This is a genomic window from Paraburkholderia sediminicola (assembly GCF_046026895.1).
Classification (GTDB): Bacteria; Pseudomonadota; Gammaproteobacteria; order Burkholderiales; family Burkholderiaceae; genus Paraburkholderia; species Paraburkholderia sediminicola_C.
The window spans coordinates 130,297-150,071 of record NZ_JAQQEU010000007.1; the positions used below are offsets into that span (position 1 = coordinate 130,297).

The 19,775-nt window shown below is 65.3% G+C and carries 14 protein-coding genes; 10 read left to right on the forward strand and 4 right to left on the reverse strand.

Annotated features, from left to right (window positions below):
* Positions 1-121: 121 nt before the first annotated feature.
* Complete coding sequence (locus tag PQR02_RS07540) at positions 122-1,798, reverse strand: 3-(methylthio)propionyl-CoA ligase (protein ID WP_408227768.1); 1,677 nt, start codon at positions 1,796-1,798, stop codon at positions 122-124.
* 201 nt (positions 1,799-1,999) lie between these two features.
* Here PQR02_RS07540 and PQR02_RS07545 point away from each other — a divergent pair, with 201 nt between their 5' ends.
* The 5 genes from PQR02_RS07545 to PQR02_RS07565 all read left to right on the forward strand — a co-directional run bounded on the left by PQR02_RS07545 (position 2,000) and on the right by PQR02_RS07565 (position 6,028).
* Positions 2,000-3,556, forward strand: a complete 1,557-nt coding sequence (locus tag PQR02_RS07545) for a protein adenylyltransferase SelO (protein WP_408227771.1) — start codon at positions 2,000-2,002, stop codon at positions 3,554-3,556.
* A gap of 187 nt (positions 3,557-3,743) precedes the next feature.
* Entirely contained in the window at positions 3,744-4,166 is a 423-nt protein-coding gene (gene msrB, locus PQR02_RS07550; RefSeq protein ID WP_149670429.1) for a peptide-methionine (R)-S-oxide reductase MsrB, read from the forward strand.
* Positions 4,167-4,392: 226 nt separating this feature from the next.
* Positions 4,393-4,923, forward strand: coding sequence for a septation protein A (locus PQR02_RS07555; protein WP_149670430.1), 531 nt, complete (start codon positions 4,393-4,395; stop codon positions 4,921-4,923).
* A 1-nt stretch (position 4,924) separates the two neighbouring features.
* Positions 4,925-5,239, forward strand: a complete 315-nt coding sequence (locus tag PQR02_RS07560; protein ID WP_408227776.1) for a BolA family protein — start codon at positions 4,925-4,927, stop codon at positions 5,237-5,239.
* Positions 5,240-5,248: 9 nt separating this feature from the next.
* Entirely contained in the window at positions 5,249-6,028 is a 780-nt protein-coding gene (locus PQR02_RS07565; RefSeq protein ID WP_408227778.1) for a peptidylprolyl isomerase, read from the forward strand.
* Positions 6,029-6,271: 243 nt separating this feature from the next.
* Here the strand turns inward: PQR02_RS07565 and purL are convergent, their stop codons facing one another.
* Entirely contained in the window at positions 6,272-10,378 is a 4,107-nt protein-coding gene (gene purL / locus PQR02_RS07570; RefSeq protein ID WP_408227781.1) for a phosphoribosylformylglycinamidine synthase, read from the reverse strand.
* Positions 10,379-10,684: 306 nt separating this feature from the next.
* On the opposite strand from purL, the gene PQR02_RS07575 reads away from it, so the two are divergent.
* From PQR02_RS07575 to pgi, 3 genes are all read left to right on the forward strand, one after another.
* On the forward strand, positions 10,685-11,983 hold the full coding sequence (locus tag PQR02_RS07575) for an FAD-dependent oxidoreductase (protein ID WP_408227784.1): 1,299 nt from the start codon (positions 10,685-10,687) through the stop codon (positions 11,981-11,983).
* A 189-nt stretch (positions 11,984-12,172) separates the two neighbouring features.
* Entirely contained in the window at positions 12,173-13,762 is a 1,590-nt protein-coding gene (locus PQR02_RS07580; protein ID WP_408227787.1) for an NAD(P)H-hydrate dehydratase, read from the forward strand.
* Positions 13,763-14,034: 272 nt separating this feature from the next.
* Positions 14,035-15,657 carry a glucose-6-phosphate isomerase gene (gene pgi, locus PQR02_RS07585; RefSeq protein WP_408227790.1) on the forward strand — a complete coding sequence of 541 codons (1,623 nt, stop codon included), beginning with the start codon at positions 14,035-14,037 and terminating at the stop codon, positions 15,655-15,657.
* A 222-nt stretch (positions 15,658-15,879) separates the two neighbouring features.
* Here the strand turns inward: pgi and PQR02_RS07590 are convergent, their stop codons facing one another.
* Complete coding sequence (locus PQR02_RS07590; RefSeq protein ID WP_408227793.1) at positions 15,880-16,566, reverse strand: ABC transporter ATP-binding protein; 687 nt, start codon at positions 16,564-16,566, stop codon at positions 15,880-15,882.
* A 52-nt stretch (positions 16,567-16,618) separates the two neighbouring features.
* Here PQR02_RS07590 and PQR02_RS07595 point away from each other — a divergent pair, with 52 nt between their 5' ends.
* Entirely contained in the window at positions 16,619-17,272 is a 654-nt protein-coding gene (locus PQR02_RS07595) for an arylesterase (RefSeq protein WP_408227796.1), read from the forward strand.
* Positions 17,273-17,388: 116 nt separating this feature from the next.
* Complete coding sequence (locus PQR02_RS07600; protein ID WP_408227799.1) at positions 17,389-17,730, forward strand: hypothetical protein; 342 nt, start codon at positions 17,389-17,391, stop codon at positions 17,728-17,730.
* Between the two features lie 105 nt (positions 17,731-17,835).
* On the opposite strand, the gene PQR02_RS07605 is transcribed toward PQR02_RS07600, so the two are convergent.
* Positions 17,836-19,773, reverse strand: a complete 1,938-nt coding sequence (locus PQR02_RS07605; RefSeq protein WP_408227802.1) for a SurA N-terminal domain-containing protein — start codon at positions 19,771-19,773, stop codon at positions 17,836-17,838.
* Positions 19,774-19,775 lie beyond the last annotated feature (2 nt).

Here is a 19,775-nt window from a genome sequence, read left to right on the forward strand (position 1 = left end):
GCCGGCCATCCGGGTTATCGAACCGGCTCATTGTCCGACTCATTGGCCGGCTCTGCAGCCGACCATTGTTCCCCGGTCTGCAGGCAGGATACACAGAAAAGCACGATCGTTCAATTTATCTCTACGCAGGGTTTCCCCTGACCAGCGGGCAGCGCAGCTCATCGTCGAGCGCGGAAGGCAGCACGTGGCCGCGGAAAGCTTCGCGCAGCTTCAGTTTCTGCAGCTTGCCGGTAGCGGTATGCGGCAGTTCGTCGACGAACGCGACGTCGTCGGGGATCCACCATTTGGGGACCTTGCCTTCGTAGAACGCGAGCAGTGCCTCGCGCGTGACATCGAAGCCGGCGCGCTTGACGACAACCAGCAGCGGCCGCTCGGTCCACTTCGGATGCGCACACGCGATGCAGGCCGCTTCCGCCACTGCCGGATGCGCGATCGCGACGTTCTCGATATCGATCGAGCTGATCCACTCGCCGCCGGATTTGATCACGTCCTTCGAGCGGTCGGTGATATGCAGGAAGCTGTCGCGGTCGATGGTGGCGACGTCGCCGGTCGGAAACCAGCCGTCCACGAGCGGCGAGTCGTCCTTGCGGAAATACCGGTCGATCACCCACGGCCCGCGCACATGCAGATCGCCGAACGCGACGCCGTCCCACGGCAGTTCACGCCCGTCCTCGCCGACGATCTTCATGTCGACGCCGTACAGTGCGTGGCCCTGCTTTTCGAGCAACTTGCGCTGCTCGGCAAGCGGCCGCTGGCTCTGCTCCCAGGTCAGCTTCGACAGCGTGCCGAGCGGTGACATTTCGGTCATGCCCCACGCGTGGATCACCTGCACGCCGTAGTCGTCCTCGAAGGTGCGCAGCATGGCCGGCGGACACGCGGAGCCGCCGATCACCGTGCGCTCCAGCGATGAAAACTTCACGCCCGCGTCGCGCAGGTAGTTCAGCAAGCCGAGCCACACAGTCGGCACGCCGGCCGAATACGTGACGCGCTCGCTTTCCATCAGCTCGTAGAGCGACTTGCCGTCGAGGTCCTTGCCGGGGAACACCAGCTTCGCGCCGGTCAACGGCGCGGCGTGCGGAATGCCCCACGCGTTCACATGGAACATCGGCACGACGGGCAGCACGGCATCGCGCGCGGACAGGCTCATCGCATCGGGCAAGGACGCGCCGAACGCGTGCAGCACCGTCGAGCGATGCGAATACAGCGCGCCCTTCGGATTGCCCGTGGTGCCCGACGTATAGCAAAGGTAGGACGCCTGGCGCTCGTCGAGATACGGCCATTCGAAGTCGCCGTTCCGCGCGGCCATCAGCGTCTCGTAGCTGAGCACCGGCGTTTGCATGACGGGCAGATGCGCGTCGTCGGCCAGCGCGATCCAGCCGCGCACTGTCGGGCACTGCGGCGCGAGCACGTCGACGAGCGGCGCGAAGGTGGTGTCGAACAGCACGTAGGCGTCGTCGGCGTGATTGACGATGTAGGCGATCTGATCGGGAAAGAGCCGCGGGTTGATCGTGTGGCAGACGGCGCCGAAGCCGGTCGTGCCGTAGTACGTTTCCAGATGCCGGTAGCCGTTCCACGCGAGCGTCGCGATCCGCTCGCCGGGTTTCACGCCCAGCGCGATCAACGCCTGCGCGAGCTGCTTCGCGCGCTTCTCGCAATCGCGGTACGTGTAGCGGTGCAGGTCGCCCTCGATGCGCCGCGAAACGATCTCGGTGCCGCCGAAATGCCGCGCGGCATGCGCGAGCAACGAGGGCACGGTGAGCGGCACGTCCATCATCTGGCCCAGCAGCGGGGTCGTCATAAAGCGGGGTCTCCTCGGCTTGTCTGTGTTCGATTGGGTTGCGGTCCGGGAGCCGATTGGACGTGTCTGGCTGCGCGGCGGCGAAATCCGCCAGGCCGGCCACAGAGGGGGTACCACATCGGGGTGCAGCATTGTCCAAAGGCCAGCCAGCAGCTCCGCGGGCGCGGACTTACAATATCGGTTAATCCAGAGGCGCTCAACATGTCGTTTTCCCCAAGCATTGCAGGGTTATCCGAAGCTTTAACGGATCTTTCCAACACTCTTGTCACTCCCCCGCCGAGCGCGTTCGCGCAGCTCGGCAGCGCGTTTCTCACACGTCTGCCCGCCGCGCCGCTCAGCGCGCCGTACATGGTCGGCTTCTCCACGGAGACTGCCGCGCTGCTCGGTCTCGCGCCCGAGCTTCGCAACGATCCGGGCTTCGCCGAACTGTTTTGCGGCAACGCGACGCGTGAGTGGCCAGCCGAGGTGTTGCCTTATGCATCGGTGTACTCGGGCCATCAGTTCGGCGTGTGGGCGGGTCAGCTCGGCGACGGCCGCGCGCTCGGTCTCGGCGAAATCGAACACGACGGCCAGCGCTTCGAGCTGCAGCTCAAGGGCGCGGGACGCACCCCCTATTCGCGCATGGGCGACGGCCGCGCGGTGCTGCGCTCGTCGATCCGCGAGTTTCTGTGTTCGGAAGCGATGCATCACCTCGGCATTCCGACCACACGCGCGCTGTGCGTGATCGGCTCCGATCAGCCGGTGCGGCGCGAGACCGTCGAAACCGCCGCCGTCGTCACGCGCGTGGCGCCGAGTTTCGTGCGCTTCGGCCACTTCGAACACTTCTATTCGAACGATCGCGTCGACGCGCTGCGTGCGCTCGCCGATCACGTGATCGAGCGTTTCTATCCGCATTGCCGCGAAACCAGTGATCCGTATCTCGCGCTGCTGAACGAAGCGGTGCTGTCCACCGCCGACCTGATGGTCGATTGGCAGGCGGTCGGCTTCTGTCACGGCGTGATGAATACCGACAACATGTCGATCCTCGGCCTGACGATCGACTACGGTCCGTTCGGCTTCATGGACGGCTTCGACGCCGGCTACATCTGCAACCACTCCGATTCGCAGGGCCGTTACGCGTACCGGATGCAGCCGCAGATCGCCTACTGGAATCTGTTTTGCCTCGCGCAGGGGCTCTTGCCCCTGCTCGGCGAACAGCACGACGAAAGCGTGCGCAGCGACAAGGCGATCGAAGACGCGCAGCGCGTGCTCGGCGGTTTCAAGGAGCGCTTCGCACCGGCGCTGGAGCGGCGCATGCGCGCCAAGCTCGGCCTCGAAAACGAGCGCGACGGCGACGATGCGCTGATCAATCGCCTGTTCGAGTTGATGCACGCGAACCGCGCCGATTTCACGCTGGCCTTTCGCAATCTGGCGCGCGTGTCGAAACACGACGCGAGCGGCGACGCACCGGTGCGCGATCTGTTTCTCGATCGCGCCGCGTTCGACGTGTGGGCGAACGACTACCGCGCGCGGCTGTCCGAAGAAACACGCGACGACGCCGCGCGCGCCATTGCAATGAACCGTGTGAACCCCAAATTCATACTTCGCAATCATCTGGCGGAAACGGCGATCAGCCGCGCGAAAGAGAAGGACTTTTCCGAAGTGGAGCGTCTGGCGGCAGTGCTGCGCCGCCCATTCGACGAACAGCCCGAGCACGAAGCCTATGCGGGCTTGCCGCCCGACTGGGCCAGCTCGCTGGAAGTGAGTTGCTCGTCGTGACGCCTCTGCGAGACGCTGAAGTGCGCCTGATTCTGTGTGATGTGCCGAGTGAACCGTGCAGCCGCGATACGAGCCGCGATGAAGCGTGAACGGACGCAGAACGAAACCTGATAGAAAGCCGACTGAACGCCGAACCCGGCCCGCCCACCGAGCAGCCCCCAAAACAAGCCCGAGACAGGAACCGACCATGAACAAGCCCGACGACCTGAACCCCGATGCCCCCGCCGTGCAGAAAGACGACGCCGAGTGGCGCAAGCAGCTGTCCGACATCGAATACCAGGTGACCCGCCACGCGGCCACGGAGCGCCCGTTCACGGGCCGCTACCACGATCACTGGGACCGCGGCATCTACGACTGCGTGTGCTGCGGCACGCCGCTGTTCGAATCGGACACCAAGTTCGACGCCGGCTGTGGCTGGCCGAGCTACTTCAAGCCGATCAACGGCGAGGTGATCGCCGAGAAAACCGACCGCTCGCACGGCATGTTGCGCATCGAAGTGCAATGCAAGAACTGCGGCGCGCATCTGGGCCATGTGTTCGAAGACGGCCCGGCGCCGACCGGTCTGCGCTACTGCATCAATTCGGCTGCGTTACAATTCGAGCCCAAGTAACGCTGTGCGAAGTGCGGCGCGTTGCCGGCAGGCGCGCGCCATCGGCGTCCGGCGGCCGCGACGCCCTTGATCCAGCCTGCGGGCTTGCCACCCTCGCGCGGCAGGCTCGCGACGAACAGCCGGGCAAGACGTCCGTTTGTCATCGCGGCCTCGCGCGGCTAGCACTACCGGGCGTTTCGCACTGCGCCCTCACCTTCGACTCACTCTGCGAATTCCCGACCAGATAATGAAATTCCTGTTCGATCTGTTCCCGATCATCCTGTTCTTCGTCGCCTTCAAGATATGGGGCATTTTCACGGCGACGGCAGTGGCGATCGTCGCCACGCTGGTGCAGATCGCGTGGGTGGCCTTCCGCCACCGCAAGGTCGATCCGATGCTGTGGGTGAGCCTCGGCGTCGTCACGGTGTTCGGCGGCGCCACGCTCGTGCTGCACAACGACACCTTCATCAAGTGGAAGCCCACCGTGCTGTACTGGGCGTTCTCCGTCGCATTGATCGTCTCGCAACTGGCCTTCAACAAGAACCTGATCGAAGCGATGATGGGCAAGCAGATCACGCTGCCGCACGCGATCTGGGGAAAGCTGAATATCGTGTGGGCGGTGTTTTTCGTGCTGCTCGGGCTCGTCAATCTGTTCGTCGCGTATCACTACACGACCGACCAATGGGTCAATTTCAAGCTGTTCGGCGCGACCGGATGCCTGCTGGTGTTCATCGTCGGACAGAGTTTGTGGCTTGCGAAATACATGAAGGAAGAATGACATGACGAGCGACGTATTCATGCACGCCACCACCGCCGAGCGCGCCGCGCTGATCGAGGCGCGCCTCGCTGCTGCGCTCGCGCCGGTCGAATCGATTCGCATCACCGACGACAGCGCGCAGCACGCGGGCCACGCGGGAGCCTCCGCCGGCGGTCATTTCAGTGTCACGATCGTGGCTGCCGCATTTGCCGGCAAAGCCCGCGTGGCGCGGCATCGCATGGTGTATGATGCGCTGGCCGATGCCATGCAGCGCGGCATTCATGCCCTTGCCATCACGGCGTATACGCCCGAAGAATTTGCTTTGTTGCCCCGCTAGGAACTTCCGATGACTTTGAAGAAAACCCGCCTTTGGGTCTTGCTGGCTGCGTTTGCGGCCGCACCTGCATTTGCACAGAACATCGCTGTCGTGAACGGCACGCCGATTCCGAAAGCGCGCGCTGACGCACTGATCGATCAGCTGGTTCACCAGGGCCAGCAAAATACGCCGCAACTTCAAATGGCCGTGCGCGAAGAACTGGTGAACCGCGAGATCCTGATGCAGGAAGCGCTGCGCCGTGGCCTGCCGAATCGTCCGGACATCAAGGCGCAAATCGCCGTCGCGCAACAAACCGTCGTGCTGCGCGCGCTGATCGAAGACTTCGTGAAGAACAATCAGCCGAGCGACGCCGAAGTCACCGCGCGCTACAACGCGCTGATCAAGGACGCGGGCGGCAAGGAATATCACCTGCACCACATCCTCGTCGACAACGAGCAGCAGGCGAAGGACCTGATCGCGAAGATCAAGGGTGGCGCAAGCTTCGAAGAGCTCGCCAAGCAATACTCGAAGGACCCGGGATCGGGCAAGAACGGCGGCGACCTCGACTGGTCGGACCCGAAGGCCTACGTGCCTGAATTCGCGGACGCGGCCACCCATCTGCAGAAAGGCCAGATGACCGACACGCCCGTGCATACGCAATTCGGCTGGCACGTCATCCGTGTCGACGACGTGCGCGATACCACGCCGCCGCCGCTGGAGCAGGTGCGCCCGCAGATCGTGCAGCAGATCCAGCAGGAAAAGCTGCAGGCCTTCGAAGAAGGTCTGCGCAAGAACGCGAAGATTCAGTAAGCGGGTTCTCGAGTGACCGCTTCGTCTGAAGCATGAAGCAGAAAAGCCGCCCACGAGGGCGGCTTTTTTATTTGCTGCGGGTTGTGTTGTTGCAGCTTTATGCGTTGTGCGAAGCGTACTGTGAAACCTGGCATGAGGCCCAACCTCGGGCACATCGCAAAGCGCGGCGCACAGCGTGAGCCGCCTTAGCGCGAGCCACACAACAAGGCCGCCACCCAAGGCAAGCGGCGGCCCTGCCTCAGATCACCCCAGCCAGCGGCGCGCGTTCTGGAACACGCGCATCCATGGGCTAGCGTCCGTGCCGCCCTCGCCCCAGCCTTCCGGATGCCAGCTCATCTGCACCGCGCGATGCACGCGTTCGGTGTGCGGCATCAGCACCGTGAAGCGGCCATCGGCGGTCGTGACCGACGTGATGCCGTTCGGCGAACCGTTCGGATTGAACGGATATTGCTCGGTTGCCTGGCCACGGTGATCGACGTAACGCATCGCCACCGCCACCTTCGACGCATCGCCTTGCTGCGAGAAGTCCGCATAGCCCTCGCCGTGCGCGACCGCCACCGGAATGCGCGAGCCTTCCATGCCGGCGAAGAAGATCGACGGCGACGCCTGCACTTCGACCAGCGAGAAGCGCGCTTCGAATTTCTCCGACTTGTTGCGCGTGAACTTCGGCCACGCGTCGGCGCCTGGGATCATCGACGCGAGGCTGCTCATCATCTGGCAGCCGTTGCAGATGCCGAGCGCGAACGTGTCTTGGCGGCCGAAGAATGCGGCGAACATGTCGGCCAGTTGCGCGTTGAAGCGGATCGCCTTCGCCCAGCCTTCGCCGGCGCCCAGCGTGTCGCCGTATGAGAAGCCGCCGCACGCGACCGCGCCGGCGAAGTCCGCCAGGTTCGCGCGGCCCGCGAGCAGGTCGCTCATGTGCACGTCGTGCGCGTCGAAGCCCGCGCGGTCGAATGCGTAGGCCGTTTCGAGGTGCGAGTTGACGCCCTGCTCACGCAGGATCGCCACACGCGGACGCGCGCTCCTGCCGACGCCCCGAAGGAAGTCCCCTTGGGGGATATACGGCGCAGCCACGTCCTCAGCCGGATCGAAGCTCAGCACCGGCGTGATGCCCGGATCAGCGGCATCCAGCAGCGCGTCGTATTCCGCATCGGCGCAGGCCGGATTGTCGCGCAGACGCGCGATACGCCAGCTCACTTCGCTCCACGTGCGATGCAGTTCGGTGCGCGACGCTTCGTAGATCTTCTTTGCGTCGCGATAGATTTCGATCGCGTCGCGCTCGGTGATCTTGCCGATCACATGCGAGCATGCCGACAGCCCGTGTTCGCGCAACGCGACCAGCACCGCGTCGCGCTCCGCCGCGCGCACCTGGATCACGCCGCCGAGCTCTTCGTTGAAGAGCGCGCGCATCGTGCGGTCTTCACGTCGGCCGCTGGTCTGCTTGGCCCAGTCTTTCGCGTCGCCGTAGTCGGATTCGTGATGCGGGTCGAGTATCAGCATGTCCACGTTCAGCGACACGCCGACGTGACCCGCGAACGCCATCTCGCACACAGTCGCCCACAGGCCGCCGTCCGAACGGTCGTGGTAAGCGAGCAGCTTGCCGTCGCTGTTCAACGCCTGGATGGCGTTGAAGAAGCGCTTCAGGTCTTCGGGATCGTCGATGTCGGGCACCGTGTCGCCGACCTGCTGCGTGACCTGCGCGAGGATACTGCCACCCAGACGATGCTTGCCGCGGCCGAGGTCGATCGCGATCAGCACCGAGTCGCCGACCTCGCTCATGCGGCGCAGTTGCGGCGTGAGCTGTTTGCGCACGTCTTCGACCGGCGCGAACGCCGAGATGATCAGCGAGACCGGCGCGACCACTTCCTTCGCGACGCCACGGTCTTCCCACTTGGTGCGCATCGACAGCGAATCCTTGCCGACCGGGATGCTGATGCCGAGTGCCGGGCACAGCTCCATGCCGATCGCCTTGACCGTGTCGTAGAGCGCCGCGTCTTCGCCCGGCACGCCGCACGCGGCCATCCAGTTCGCCGACAGCTTCAGCTTGTCGAGCGACGCAATCGGCGCGGCCGCGATGTTCGTGACCGCCTCGCCGACCGCCATGCGGCCCGAAGCCGGCGCGTTGATCACGGCGAGCGGCGTGCGCTCGGCCATCGTCATCGCTTCGCCGCGGAAACCCGCGTAGTCCATCGTCGTGATCGCGACGTCGGCCACCGGCACCTGCCACGGGCCGACCATCTGGTCGCGCGCGGTCGTGCCGCCCACCGAGCGGTCGCCGATCGTAATCAGAAACGACTTGCTCGCAACCGTCGGATGACGCAGCACGCTCTGTGCGACATCCGGCAACGCGATGCCGGTGACGTCCACCGGTTCGAGCCGCTGCTCGACGCGCTTGACGTCGCGATGCATGCGTGGCGCCTTGCCGAGCAGCACTTCCATCGGCATGTCGACCGGCTGATGCGCGGCGGGGTCGTTCAGTTCGGAGTCGATCAGCTTCAGCTGACGCTCGGCGGTGGCCGTGCCGATCACCGCGAACGGGCAGCGCTCGCGCTTGCACATCGCTTCGAAGGCCGGCAGATCGGCCGGCGCGATCGCCAGCACGTAGCGCTCCTGCGCTTCGTTCGACCAGATTTCGCGCGGCGACAAGCCGCTCTCTTCAAGCTGGATCTTGCGCAGCTCGAACAGCGCGCCCTTGCCCGCGCCGTCCACCAGTTCCGGGAACGCGTTCGACAGACCGCCCGCGCCCACGTCGTGAATGCTCAGGATCGGGTTGTTCTCGCCGAGCTGCCAGCACGCGTTGATGACTTCCTGCGCGCGGCGTTCGATTTCCGGATTGCCGCGCTGCACCGAGTCGAAGTCGAGTTCGGCGGTGTTGGTGCCGGTCGCCATCGAGCTGGCCGCGCCGCCGCCCATGCCGATGCGCATGCCCGGGCCGCCGATCTGGATCAGCAGCGACCCTTCCGGCAGATCGTGCTTGTGCGTGTGCTGGTCCGAGATGTTGCCGATGCCGCCGGCGATCATGATCGGCTTGTGATAGCCGCGCACGAGGCCCGCGACGTTCTGTTCATAAACGCGGAAATAACCGCCCAGATTCGGCCGGCCGAATTCGTTGTTGAACGCGGCGCCACCGAGCGGGCCGTCGATCATGATCTGCAACGGCGATGCAATGCGGTCGGGGCGGCCATAGGCTTCGTGCTGGTCGGCCGGATTGCGATGCGCGAGCGGCTGCGCGGCGTCGCGCGCGTTTTCCCATGCCTCGACGCCGTCCGGCAACGCCAGGTTCGACACCGTGAAGCCCGCCAGACCCGCCTTCGGACGCGCGCCGCGGCCAGTCGCGCCTTCGTCGCGGATTTCGCCGCCCGCGCCGGTCGCGGCGCCCGGGAACGGCGAAATCGCGGTCGGGTGATTGTGCGTTTCCACCTTCATCAGCGTGTGCGTGAGTTCGACGCTGCGGCGGTAGTGCTCCGGCATCGCGCCGGTCCCGGCCGGCGTGCGCGGGAACCAGCGCTCGGCCATGCCGCCCGCCATGATCGCCGAGTTGTCCGAATACGCGACGATCGTGCCCTGCGGGTTCAGCTTCTCGGTGTTGCGGATCATGTTGAACAGCGAGATGTCCTGTTTCTCGCCGTCGATGGTCCAGTCCGCGTTGAAGATCTTGTGGCGGCAGTGCTCGCTGTTGGCCTGCGCGAACATCATCAGTTCGACGTCGGTCGGGTTGCGGCCGAGCTTCGTGAACGCGTCGACCAGGTAGTCGATTTCGTCGTCGGCGAGCGCGAGGCCCAGCTCAGTATTCGCGGTTTCCAGCGCGCCACGGCCGTGGCCGAGCACGTCGACGGTTTGCAGCGGCTTGGCCGGCAGTTCGTCGAACAGATGCAGCGCATGGTCGCGCGAGCTCGACACGCTTTCGGTCATGCGGTCGTGCAGCGCCGCCGCGACGGCCTCGCGAGCTTCGTCGGAGAGCGCCTTCTTGCCGCCCAGCAGGCCGCTTTTCAGCGTGACCGTGTACTCGACGCCGCGCTCGATGCGGCGCACCTGCGTGAGCCCGCACAGATGGGCGATGTCGGTGGCCTTGCTGGCCCACGGCGAGACCGTGCCGAAACGCGGCACCACGAGGAAGGTTTCGGCGGCGCCGCGCTCCTTGCCTGCTTCGAGCGGATCGCCGTAGTGCATCAGCGCCTCGATCTTCGCGGTGTCTTCAGCGGAGAGCGGCGTTTGCGCGTTGACGAAGTGCAGGTATTGCCCGCGTACGCCGGTGATATTCGGGTCGATGCGCGTGAGCGTTTCGAGCAGGCGGGTTTGACGGAAATCGGAAAGGGCCGAAGCGCCGGGGAAACACGAGAAGTGGGCCATGGACTTGACGTTGCGTCGCTCAGTGATGCCGAGAAGTCGCGCATGCAGGCGACGTGAGGCGGAAAGGAAGTCCGGGATTATACCCCGGGAACAGGCTTCCAGCGGGCCTGGCGGTGCGCTTTCGGTCCGCGCGCGGGCGCCGCCGGGCGATGCGCGGCGCGTGGCCGCGGCAGCGGTTTGACTGCTATCATTCGCCCTTTCACCAGATCGGCGCAAGCCGCCCGAGCTAGGCCGGGCAGCGCGCCGCATGCCACGTTCAACGGGAATGCGCCGCTTCGGCGTCCCGTCGGAAATTCGAATCAAAACATGGATGTCATCGTCATTGGCGGCGGGATAGCGGGCGTCGCCACCGCTTATCACCTGCGCGCGGCCGGCCACCGCGTATGCGTCGTCGAGCGCCACGCCACCGTCGCGCAGGGCGCGACTTACGGCCACGGCGGCACTCTCCTGCCGACCCCGCTCGACGTCTGGTTCGGCCCGACTTTCCTCGCGAGCCGTCAGAACGCAAAGAACGGCGTCATCAACAAAATCGGCTTCAACGGGGCGGCGCGTCAGTTCGTCAAGCAGCTCGCCGCGTTGCAGGAACCGGAGGCGTTCGCCCGCCAGTATGGCCGCTTGCGCCCGCTGATCGAAGCGTCGCGCGACGCGATGGCCGACGTCGAATCGCGCTTCGGCCTCGAATTCGAACAAACCAGCGGACTGCTCCACCTGGTGCGCGCCGCGCACGAATGGGAGCAGACCCAGCCCGCGCTCGACCTGCTGCGGCAGTACGAAGTGCCGCATCACGTGCTGACGCCGGCCGAATGCGCCGCGTATGAGCATTCCGTGCGCACCGAGCCGGAATTCGCCGGCGGTGTGCTGTTCGAGCGGGAGCGCACGGCGAACTGTCCGCTGTTCGCCAAGCTCGTCAAGCAGACCCTCGACTCGCAAGGCGGCGTGCAATTCATGCTGGGCTGCGAGGTCTCGGCGATCCGCCTCGAAGGCCAGCGCGCGTCCGTGGAGCTGGCGCCGCGCGCCGGTGCGGCTGTCCGTTCGCGCGAAGTCGAGGTGATCCATGCCGACGCGGTCGTGGTGGCCGCCGGTCACGGCAGCCTTGCATTGCTCGAGCGCGCCGGCTTTCGGCTGCCGCTGCATCCGCTGCGCTTGCACACGCTGGTCGCGCCGATCGCGCATGAGGAATGCGCGCCGCACGTGGCGATCGTCGACGCGGTCAAGCGCATCGGCATCAGCCGCATGAACCACCGGCTGCGGATCGCTGGGGGCGCGGTGCTGCAAGGCGCCGGCCAGATCGACAAGCCGTTGGGCGAAGCCGTGACCAAGGAAGCGCTCGCGCTGCTCGGCCAGGCGACGCACGACTGGATTCCGGGCGCCGCGCGGATTTCGGCAGCGCTACCGTGGGAAGGCGTCAAGCTGCTGTCGCCGGACGGCTTGCCGGTGATCGGCAACGCGCTGCATCCACGGCTGTTCGTCAATGCGGGCCACGGTCCGGCGGGCTGGGGCCTCGCCTGCGGCGCGGGCAAGCTGGTCGCCGGCCTGCTGTCGGGCCACGCACCGGCTTTGCCCGACGACACGCTGGCCGCGCTGCGCGCGGACCGCTTCCAGTAACGTCCGGTTTCAGCGGCGATCCACTTTTCAGCTCTCGCGCGGCCTGCTGTCAGGCCGCCCGGGAGCGGGCTGAAAGAGCCGCGCGCGACGGCTGTATCGGCACTAACATAGCGGTTCCCAAGCTTCCCGCCCCGCACCGGACCGACCGGGACCAGCGGGGACCCACCGGACGAACCGCCAGGCCTCGCCATGACAGACGCCCAACACACGCCCCCGACACTCATCGACCCGCACCAGCGGGCGCTGCCCCTGCTCACGCTGACCGACCTGCGGATCGCGGAAGCGCAAGCCGCGGCGGCGTTGCCGCAGCACACGCTGATGGCGCGCGCGGGCCAGTCGGCCGCGAGCTTCCTCGACGAACAGATCACCCGCGACACCTCGATCGCCCGCTCGAAGCAGCGCGTGTGGCTGATCGCCGGCCCCGGCAACAACGGCGGCGACGCGTTGGTCCTCGCGACCGGGCTGCTTAAAACGGGCATCCCAGTGGAGCTGTGCATGCCGGTCGAAGTGAAACCGGACGACGCGCGCTGGGCGCTCGATGCGGCCCGCGCCGCCGGCGTGCCGATCAGCACGGCGCCGCCCGCGTCGCTCGACGGCTACCGCTGGCTCGTGGACGGGATGTTCGGCATCGGCCTCACGAGACCGCTCGAAGGCGTGTTCGCGAGCGTCGCGCGGCAGTTGTCGCAACGCGCGAAGGCTCGGCCCAGGAAAGGCGGCGTGCTGGCGCTCGACGTCCCCAGCGGCCTCGACAGCGACACCGGCACGATCGTCGGCAATGGCGACGGCGCAGCGGTCCACGCGACCCATACGATCACTTTCATCGGCGCGAAGCCGGGTCTGTTCACCGCGCAGGGCCGCGACCTGGCCGGCGCCGTGACGGTCGCGCCGATCGGCGTCGACAGCAGTCAGCGCACGAGCGTGCAACTGAACGCGCCCGAGCTGTTCGGCGCGTTCCTCCCGCCGCGCGACTTCGCGACCAACAAGGGCACCTTCGGCAGCCTCGCGGTGGTCGGCGGCGACACCGGCATGTGCGGCGCGCCGATCCTCGCGGCACGCGCGGCGCTCTTCAGCGGCGCGGGCAAGGTGCACGTCGCGCTGCTGGGCGACGGCGCCCCGCCCTACGATCCGCCGCATCCCGAACTGATGCTGCATGCGCTCGACGATCTGCCGCTCGACCGGATGGACGCGCTTGCCGTCGGCTGCGGAATGGGGCATCGCGAAAGCGCGACGCGGGTGATGCACGACGTGCTGCAGCTCGACGTGCCGAAGCTGTTCGACGCGGACGCGCTGAACCTGATCGCGAAGGACCCCACGCTCGCCGCCGAACTCACCGCGCGCGGCGTGCAAGGCGACCCGTGCATTCTCACGCCCCATCCGCTCGAAGCCGCGCGCCTGCTCGGCAGCGACGCACCCGGCGTGCAGCGCGACCGGCTCGGCGCGGCCCGCGCGCTGGCCGCGCGCTTTGCCAGCGTGGTGGTGCTCAAAGGCACCGGCACGATCATCGCCGCGCCGGACGGCCGCCTCGCGATCAATCCGACCGGCAACGCCGCGCTGGCGACGGGCGGCACGGGCGACGTACTTGGCGGGATCATCGGCGCGCTGCTCGCGCAACATCTGCCGCGCTACGAAGCGGCGCTGGCGGGCGTCTATCTGCACGGCCTCGCCGCCGACACCCTCAGCGCGCAAGGCCACGGCCCGGCGGGCCTGACGGCGGGCGAACTGGCGCCAATGGTGCGGACCTTGCTTAACCGCCTGTTCTATCCACCTGTGCACACGTGACGCAGCGATCCCAACCTTTGCGCGCCGAAGCCAAACGGGTACAGCCTGTCACGCAACGCCGCTATACTGATTAACTGCGCCGCGCGTCGGATCGATTGCGGGCGCGGTGAGACTTCAACGGACCCCTGCGCTGGATCGCGGCCCGTCGTGGCCTCGCCGGCGCCCATGTGCGAACCCGACCGCGCGGCATCGCTCTACCAGCCTCGTTGCATCATCCGCGGCAGCGCTTAACGCGCGCGCCTTTCTTCGTGCCCCTTGGTTAGACGGACGCTATGACCCAGAACTCGCTCCCCTCCTGGTCCTCGCTGCAAACGCATTACGAGAAGATTCGCAATGCGCACCTGCGCGACTGGTTCGCCCCCGAGAACGATCCCGCCCCTACCCGTGCCGAGCGCTTCACGTTCGCCGGCGGCGGTCTCGCGGCCGATTTCTCGAAGCACCGCGTGACCGACGAAACCCTGCAACTGCTCGTGCAGCTCGCGCGCGAAGCCGGCGTCGAGAAGCGCCGCGACGCGATGTTCGCCGGCGACGTGGTCAACCCGACCGAAGGCCGCGCCGCGTTGCATACCGCATTGCGCGCGACCGATCCGAAAGCGCCGTTCTTCGCCCAGGTGCAGGCCGAGCGCGCGAAGATGGCCGCGTTCGCCGACCAGGTGCGCAACGGCACGTGGACCGGCTACACCGGCAAACGGATTCGCTACATCGTGAACATCGGCATCGGCGGCTCGGACCTGGGGCCGAAGATGGTCGTGCACGCACTGCATCATCTGGCCGCGCCGGAGATCGCCACGCACTTCGTGTCGAACGTCGACGGCGCCGATCTGTACAACGTGATGCAACAGATCGACCCGGAAGAGACGCTCGCGATCATCGTCTCGAAGACCTTCACCACGCTCGAGACCATGACCAACGCGCGCTCGCTGCGCGACTGGTTCATCCAGAAAGGCTGCCCGGAAAGCGCGCTGGCGAAGCACTTCGTCGGCGTGTCGGCCAATCCCTCCGAAGTGGTCAAGTTCGGCATCGCGAAGGAGAATGTGTTCGAGATGTGGGACTGGGTCGGCGGCCGCTATTCGCTGTGGTCGGCCGTGGGTCTGTCGATCATGATCGCGGTCGGCCCGCAGCAGTTCGGCGAACTGCTCGCCGGCGCCAACGAGATGGATCAGCATTTCCGCGACGCGCCGCTCGAGAAGAACCTGCCGGTGCTGCTCGGCATGATCGGCATCTGGTATCGCAACTTCTTCGGCTCGCAGAGCTATCTGGTCGCGCCGTATTCGGAAGCGCTGCATTTTCTGCCGTCGTATCTGCAACAGCTCGAGATGGAGAGCAACGGCAAATCGGCGCGGCTCGATGGCGCGATGGTCGACTATCCGACTTCCTCCGTGACCTGGGGCGAACCGGGCACGAACGGCCAGCATGCGTTCTTCCAGATGCTTCACCAAGGTCCGACCATCGTGCCGATCGATTTCATCGCGGTGCTGACGCCGGAGCACCCGCTCGCGAGTCATCACCCGAAGCTGCTCGCCAACTGCTTCGCGCAAAGCGAGGCGCTGATGCTCGGCCGCACGCTCGAGGAAGCCAAAAAAGTGGCCGGACCGGACAAACCGGAACTCGCGCCGCACCTGGTGTTTCCGGGCAACCGTCCGACCGCGACACTGCTCGTCGACGCGCTCACCGCGCGTTCGCTCGGCGCGTTGATCGCGTTGTACGAGCACAAGGTGCTGGTGCAGGCATCGGTGTGGAACATCAATCCGTTCGATCAATGGGGCGTCGAGTTGGGTAAGATTCTCGGCAAGGTGGTCGAGGCCGATCTGACCGCCGCCAGCGTGGATGCGAAGAAGCATGACTCGTCGACGTCGGCGTTGATCGCGCGGGCGCGTGCTGCATTGAAGCGGTGAGTGTGAGCGGCGCCGCGGTGTCAGTGAGTCGTTGAGTGGCGTGCGGTGGGGTGGTTGCCTGCATCGTTTGGCGCGATGCGGCGTTCCCGCAAGTTGCCGCCTTATGCTCGACAGCCCAACCATGAGCCGCAATGAAAAAGTGGGCCGTCAGTTCACACACGGCCCGCTTTGCTTTTGTATCGATGCTCACCGCTCGTGCCTCGCCGCGCGCGAGCGTCCCGTTCACGCGAGCCGTCCCGCCTCGATCGTCACGGTCGTATCGCAACGACGCGCCAGCTCGATATCATGCGTGACGAGGATCAGCGTCGCACCGTTCGCGCGGTTCATCTCGAACATCAGATCGATCACCGCATGGCCGGTGGCCGCATCGAGACTGCCGGTCGGCTCGTCGGCGAACAGGATGGCCGGGTGCGTGACGAACGCGCGCGCCAACGCGACGCGCTGCTGCTCACCACCCGACAGCAGCTTCGGATAATGACTGGTGCGCTGCCCGAGACCCACCTGTTCCAACAGCGCACGCGCGCGCGACGCAGCCTCACGCGTGCCGATGCCGCCCTGCAGTTCGAGCGGCAAGGTGACGTTTTCGAGCGCCGTCAGATGCGGCATCAGCTGAAACGACTGGAACACGAAACCGACCGAGCCGCCGCGCAATGCGGCCCGTTCGTCTTCGCTCAGTTCGGTCAGCTCGCGGCCCAGCAACCGAACCGAGCCGGAGCTCGCGCTGTCCAATCCTGCGAGCAAGCCGAGCAGCGTAGACTTGCCCGACCCGGATGCGCCGACGATCGCCACACTGCTGCCGGCAGCGATAGCAAGATCGATGTCGTCGAGAATCGTCAGTTCGCCCGTTGCATCCTTAACCTTCTTGCACAAACCCCGCACTTCAATGACTGGATCAGTTTTGTTTAGCATGGTGAAGCGTAGGTTGAAAGTGCTCGCCATAGCGCCTCGCGCAACGGCGCGGATGACTACAGCATTAGGCTCGGTCGTCGCGACCGCTGCGCTGTTTTCGATGCCCTTGCCGGTTCACGCCGCCAATGCGCCGGAACCCGCCAAGCCGGTGATCGTCGTGCTGGGCGACAGCATCTCGGCCGAATACGGCTTGCCCCGCGACACGGGCTGGGTGGCCTTGCTGCGCCAGCGTCTCGCCGACGAGCGACTCGATTATAGCGTCGCCAATGCAAGTATCAGCGGCGACACCACGAGCGGCGGCCGGGCTCGCTTGCCGGCGCTGATGCAACGTCTGAAGCCGAGCATCGTGATTGTCGAGCTCGGCGCCAACGATGCATTGCGCGGCGTGCCGCTCCCCACTACCGAAGACAACCTGCGTACGATCATCGAGCAGGCTCAGCAAGGTCACGCGAAGGTCGTGCTGGTGGGCATGTATGTCCCGCCTAATTACGGCCCGGACTACACCCAGAAGTTCCACGGCATGTACGGCGAATTGTCGAAGCAATTGAAGGTGCCATTGGTGCCCTTCCTGCTCGCGGGCATCGCCGATAAACCGGAAATGTTCCAGGCGGACCAGATTCATCCGACGCAGCAGGCACAGCCAGTGCTACTTCAGAACGTGTGGCCCGCTGTCAGGCCACTTCTTCGCACAAGTTCGCCGCACTGAAAAGCTCGCTAACAACTTGTTTCTGGAACTTCGGGAACACGGGTGGCAACGGTCGCTCTGACACTTTCACACCCGTGCAACCCGGCTCGATTCTGAGCGACTCATGAGGAGATAACGTGAAATACCTACCGTTAATCGCTTTGACCGTGGCAATTTCTGCCTGCGCCGCTCAACCGCCCGCCGGCGTTCAGTCCGTCGGCCAGAGCCAGCAACCGCCCAAGACCGTGGCCAGTTGCATCGCGCAGAAATGGGCGGACGGCTCGCAGCAACAGGTCGTCTCGCAAAACACGCTCGCCAACGATCAGGCGATGGATGTCTATGTGCCCGGCCAGCAGCCGCCTAATGGCGCAGCCGCAGTGGTCCGTCCGTCATACACCGGCAAGGGCACGTGGGTCGGCTTCCGTGGGGCCGGCGCTGCGGACAGCAACGCCACCAGTGCAATCAGCGGCTGCCTGTAACGAAATGCCGCTCACCGTTTGACGCGCGTTGTTATCGTCAAATGGAAAAGCCCCGCAATTGCGGGGCTTTTCTGTGTCTGCACGCAAGCTTCGTTCTGCTGACACTTATTGGTCGTTCGCTTGCGCGTTGCTGCTGTCGAGCGAACCGTAGAACTTCACCTTCGAGCGCGCACGCAGCGCTTCGACATATGCCTCGGCTTCAGACTGCGCATTGACCTGCGCGATCTGTTGCTGAGCAGCGGCGAGACGCTGCGGATCGGTGGGCGCAGCCGCCACCACCGAGTTCACGCGATAGATCGCATAGCCGTCGTCGCCGAGGTCAACACCTACGTAGGCCGGCAATTTTTGCGCATCTGCTTTATAGATTGCGCTCAATGCAGCCGGCGGCACGCCTTGCGCGTCGTTGCGCGACACCTTCAGCGGCGACGAGAAACCGGTCGTGGCCTTCGACTTTTCAAGCTCGGCGAGCTTCGCCACACCGTCCTTGTGCGCGGCTTCGTTCGACTGCGCCGCGATCACCTTCTGACGCACCGCGTCCTTCACCACGTCGAACGCCGGCACGGCTGCGGCCTGGTAGTCGGTGACGTGCGCCGCGATCAACGTGTTGCCGCCGACATCGATGGCCTGCGTGTTATTGCGTTGCACGGCCGCGTCGTTTGCGAACACTGCGGCGAGGAACTTCGCGTTGTTCAGCGGACTGTCAGGCGGCAGCTTCGGATCCGGTTGCGGCGTGACCGTAGCGGTCTGCAATTGCAGCTTGTACTTGTCGGCGGCCGGTTGCAGGCTCTTCGCCTTCTCATACACGAGTGACGTGAAGCCTTCCGAACTGTCGCTGAATGCCTTGCTTGCCAGCTGCGTCTTCAGGTCTTTCGCGATCTGATCCTTCACTTCGTCGAACGGCTTCGTGACTGCCGGCTTCACGTCCGTGACCTTGACGATGTGAAAGCCGAAGTCGGTCTGCACGATGCCGCTGACTTCGTCCTTCTTCAGAGCGAACACAGCGTCGTCGAACGCCTGGCCGCCCGCGATCATGCCGCGGCCGAAGTAACCGAGATCGCCACCCTTCGATGCCGAGCCTGGGTCCTGCGAATTCGCCTGCGCAATCTGCGCGAACTGATCCGGATGCGCCTTGATCTGAGCGAGCAACTCTTCGGCCTTCTGTTTCGCCTTGGCCTTGTCAGCCGCACTCGCGTCTTTCGGCGCGGCGATCAGGATGTGGCTCGCACGCACTTCACCATCCGTGCGGTAGTGCGCGATGTTGTCGTCGTAGTACTTTTTCAGATCCGCGTCGCTCGGCTGTATTGTTGCGGCGAGCGTTGCCGGCGACATCACCAGGTACTGGAGCGTCGCCGTGGCCGGCGTCGCGAACTCGGTGCGATGCGCATCGTAATACGCTTGCAGTTGCGCGTCGGTCGGCTGGACCTTCGCCGCATAATCGCGCGGATGGAACGCAATGCCCTGCACTTCACGCTGCTGCTCGGCCAGCTCCGTCAGATGCTGCGCGAGCAGCTTCGACGTGAACGCACTGCCTTGAATGCTCGCGGGCAACTGCTGCATCGCGAGGCTGTAGCGCACGCGTTCGTCGTACTGGTCGGGCGTCATGCCCTGCATCGCAAGCAGCTGCTTGTAGCGTTCGACGTCGATCGAGCCGTCGGGATTCTTCAGCGACGAAATCACGGGATCGTTGAGCAGGACACGGCGCACGGCGTCGTCGGATGCAGTCAGATGCAGGCGCTGCGTTTCATCGGCCAGCACGCGCTGTTCGATCAGACCGTCGAGCATTTCGCGGCGGCGCTCCGGCGTATCGAACGACTTCGCGTCGAACTGCGCGCCAAGCATCTGACGGGCGCGGTCGAGTTGTTGACGCATAGCGTCGTCATACTCGGCGCGAGTGACCTTGTGACCGTTGACGCTCGCGACGTTGGCACTTTCGTCAAAGAAGCCGCGGAAACCTTGAATACCCACAAAACCCAACCCCGGCACAATGACGAGGATGAGCATGAACATCATCAGGCGTTTGTGATTGCGGAAAAAATCGAGCATGC

Bases quoted from the DNA above. Each gene is read 5' to 3' on its own strand.
- PQR02_RS07590 (WP_408227793.1), bottom strand. From the start codon at position 16,566: ATGCTAAACAAAACTGATCCAGTCATTGAAGTGCGGGGTTTGTGCAAG.
- PQR02_RS07540 (WP_408227768.1), bottom strand. From the start codon at position 1,798: ATGACGACCCCGCTGCTGGGCCAGATGATGGACGTGCCGCTCACCGTG.
- purL (WP_408227781.1), bottom strand. From the start codon at position 10,378: ATGGCCCACTTCTCGTGTTTCCCCGGCGCTTCGGCCCTTTCCGATTTC.
- PQR02_RS07560 (WP_408227776.1), top strand. From the start codon at position 4,925: ATGACGAGCGACGTATTCATGCACGCCACCACCGCCGAGCGCGCCGCG.
- PQR02_RS07595 (WP_408227796.1), top strand. From the start codon at position 16,619: ATGACTACAGCATTAGGCTCGGTCGTCGCGACCGCTGCGCTGTTTTCG.
- pgi (WP_408227790.1), top strand. From the start codon at position 14,035: ATGACCCAGAACTCGCTCCCCTCCTGGTCCTCGCTGCAAACGCATTAC.
- PQR02_RS07580 (WP_408227787.1), top strand. From the start codon at position 12,173: ATGACAGACGCCCAACACACGCCCCCGACACTCATCGACCCGCACCAG.
- PQR02_RS07605 (WP_408227802.1), bottom strand. From the start codon at position 19,773: ATGCTCGATTTTTTCCGCAATCACAAACGCCTGATGATGTTCATGCTC.
- PQR02_RS07555 (WP_149670430.1), top strand. From the start codon at position 4,393: ATGAAATTCCTGTTCGATCTGTTCCCGATCATCCTGTTCTTCGTCGCC.
- PQR02_RS07545 (WP_408227771.1), top strand. From the start codon at position 2,000: ATGTCGTTTTCCCCAAGCATTGCAGGGTTATCCGAAGCTTTAACGGAT.
- msrB (WP_149670429.1), top strand. From the start codon at position 3,744: ATGAACAAGCCCGACGACCTGAACCCCGATGCCCCCGCCGTGCAGAAA.
- PQR02_RS07565 (WP_408227778.1), top strand. From the start codon at position 5,249: ATGACTTTGAAGAAAACCCGCCTTTGGGTCTTGCTGGCTGCGTTTGCG.
- PQR02_RS07575 (WP_408227784.1), top strand. From the start codon at position 10,685: ATGGATGTCATCGTCATTGGCGGCGGGATAGCGGGCGTCGCCACCGCT.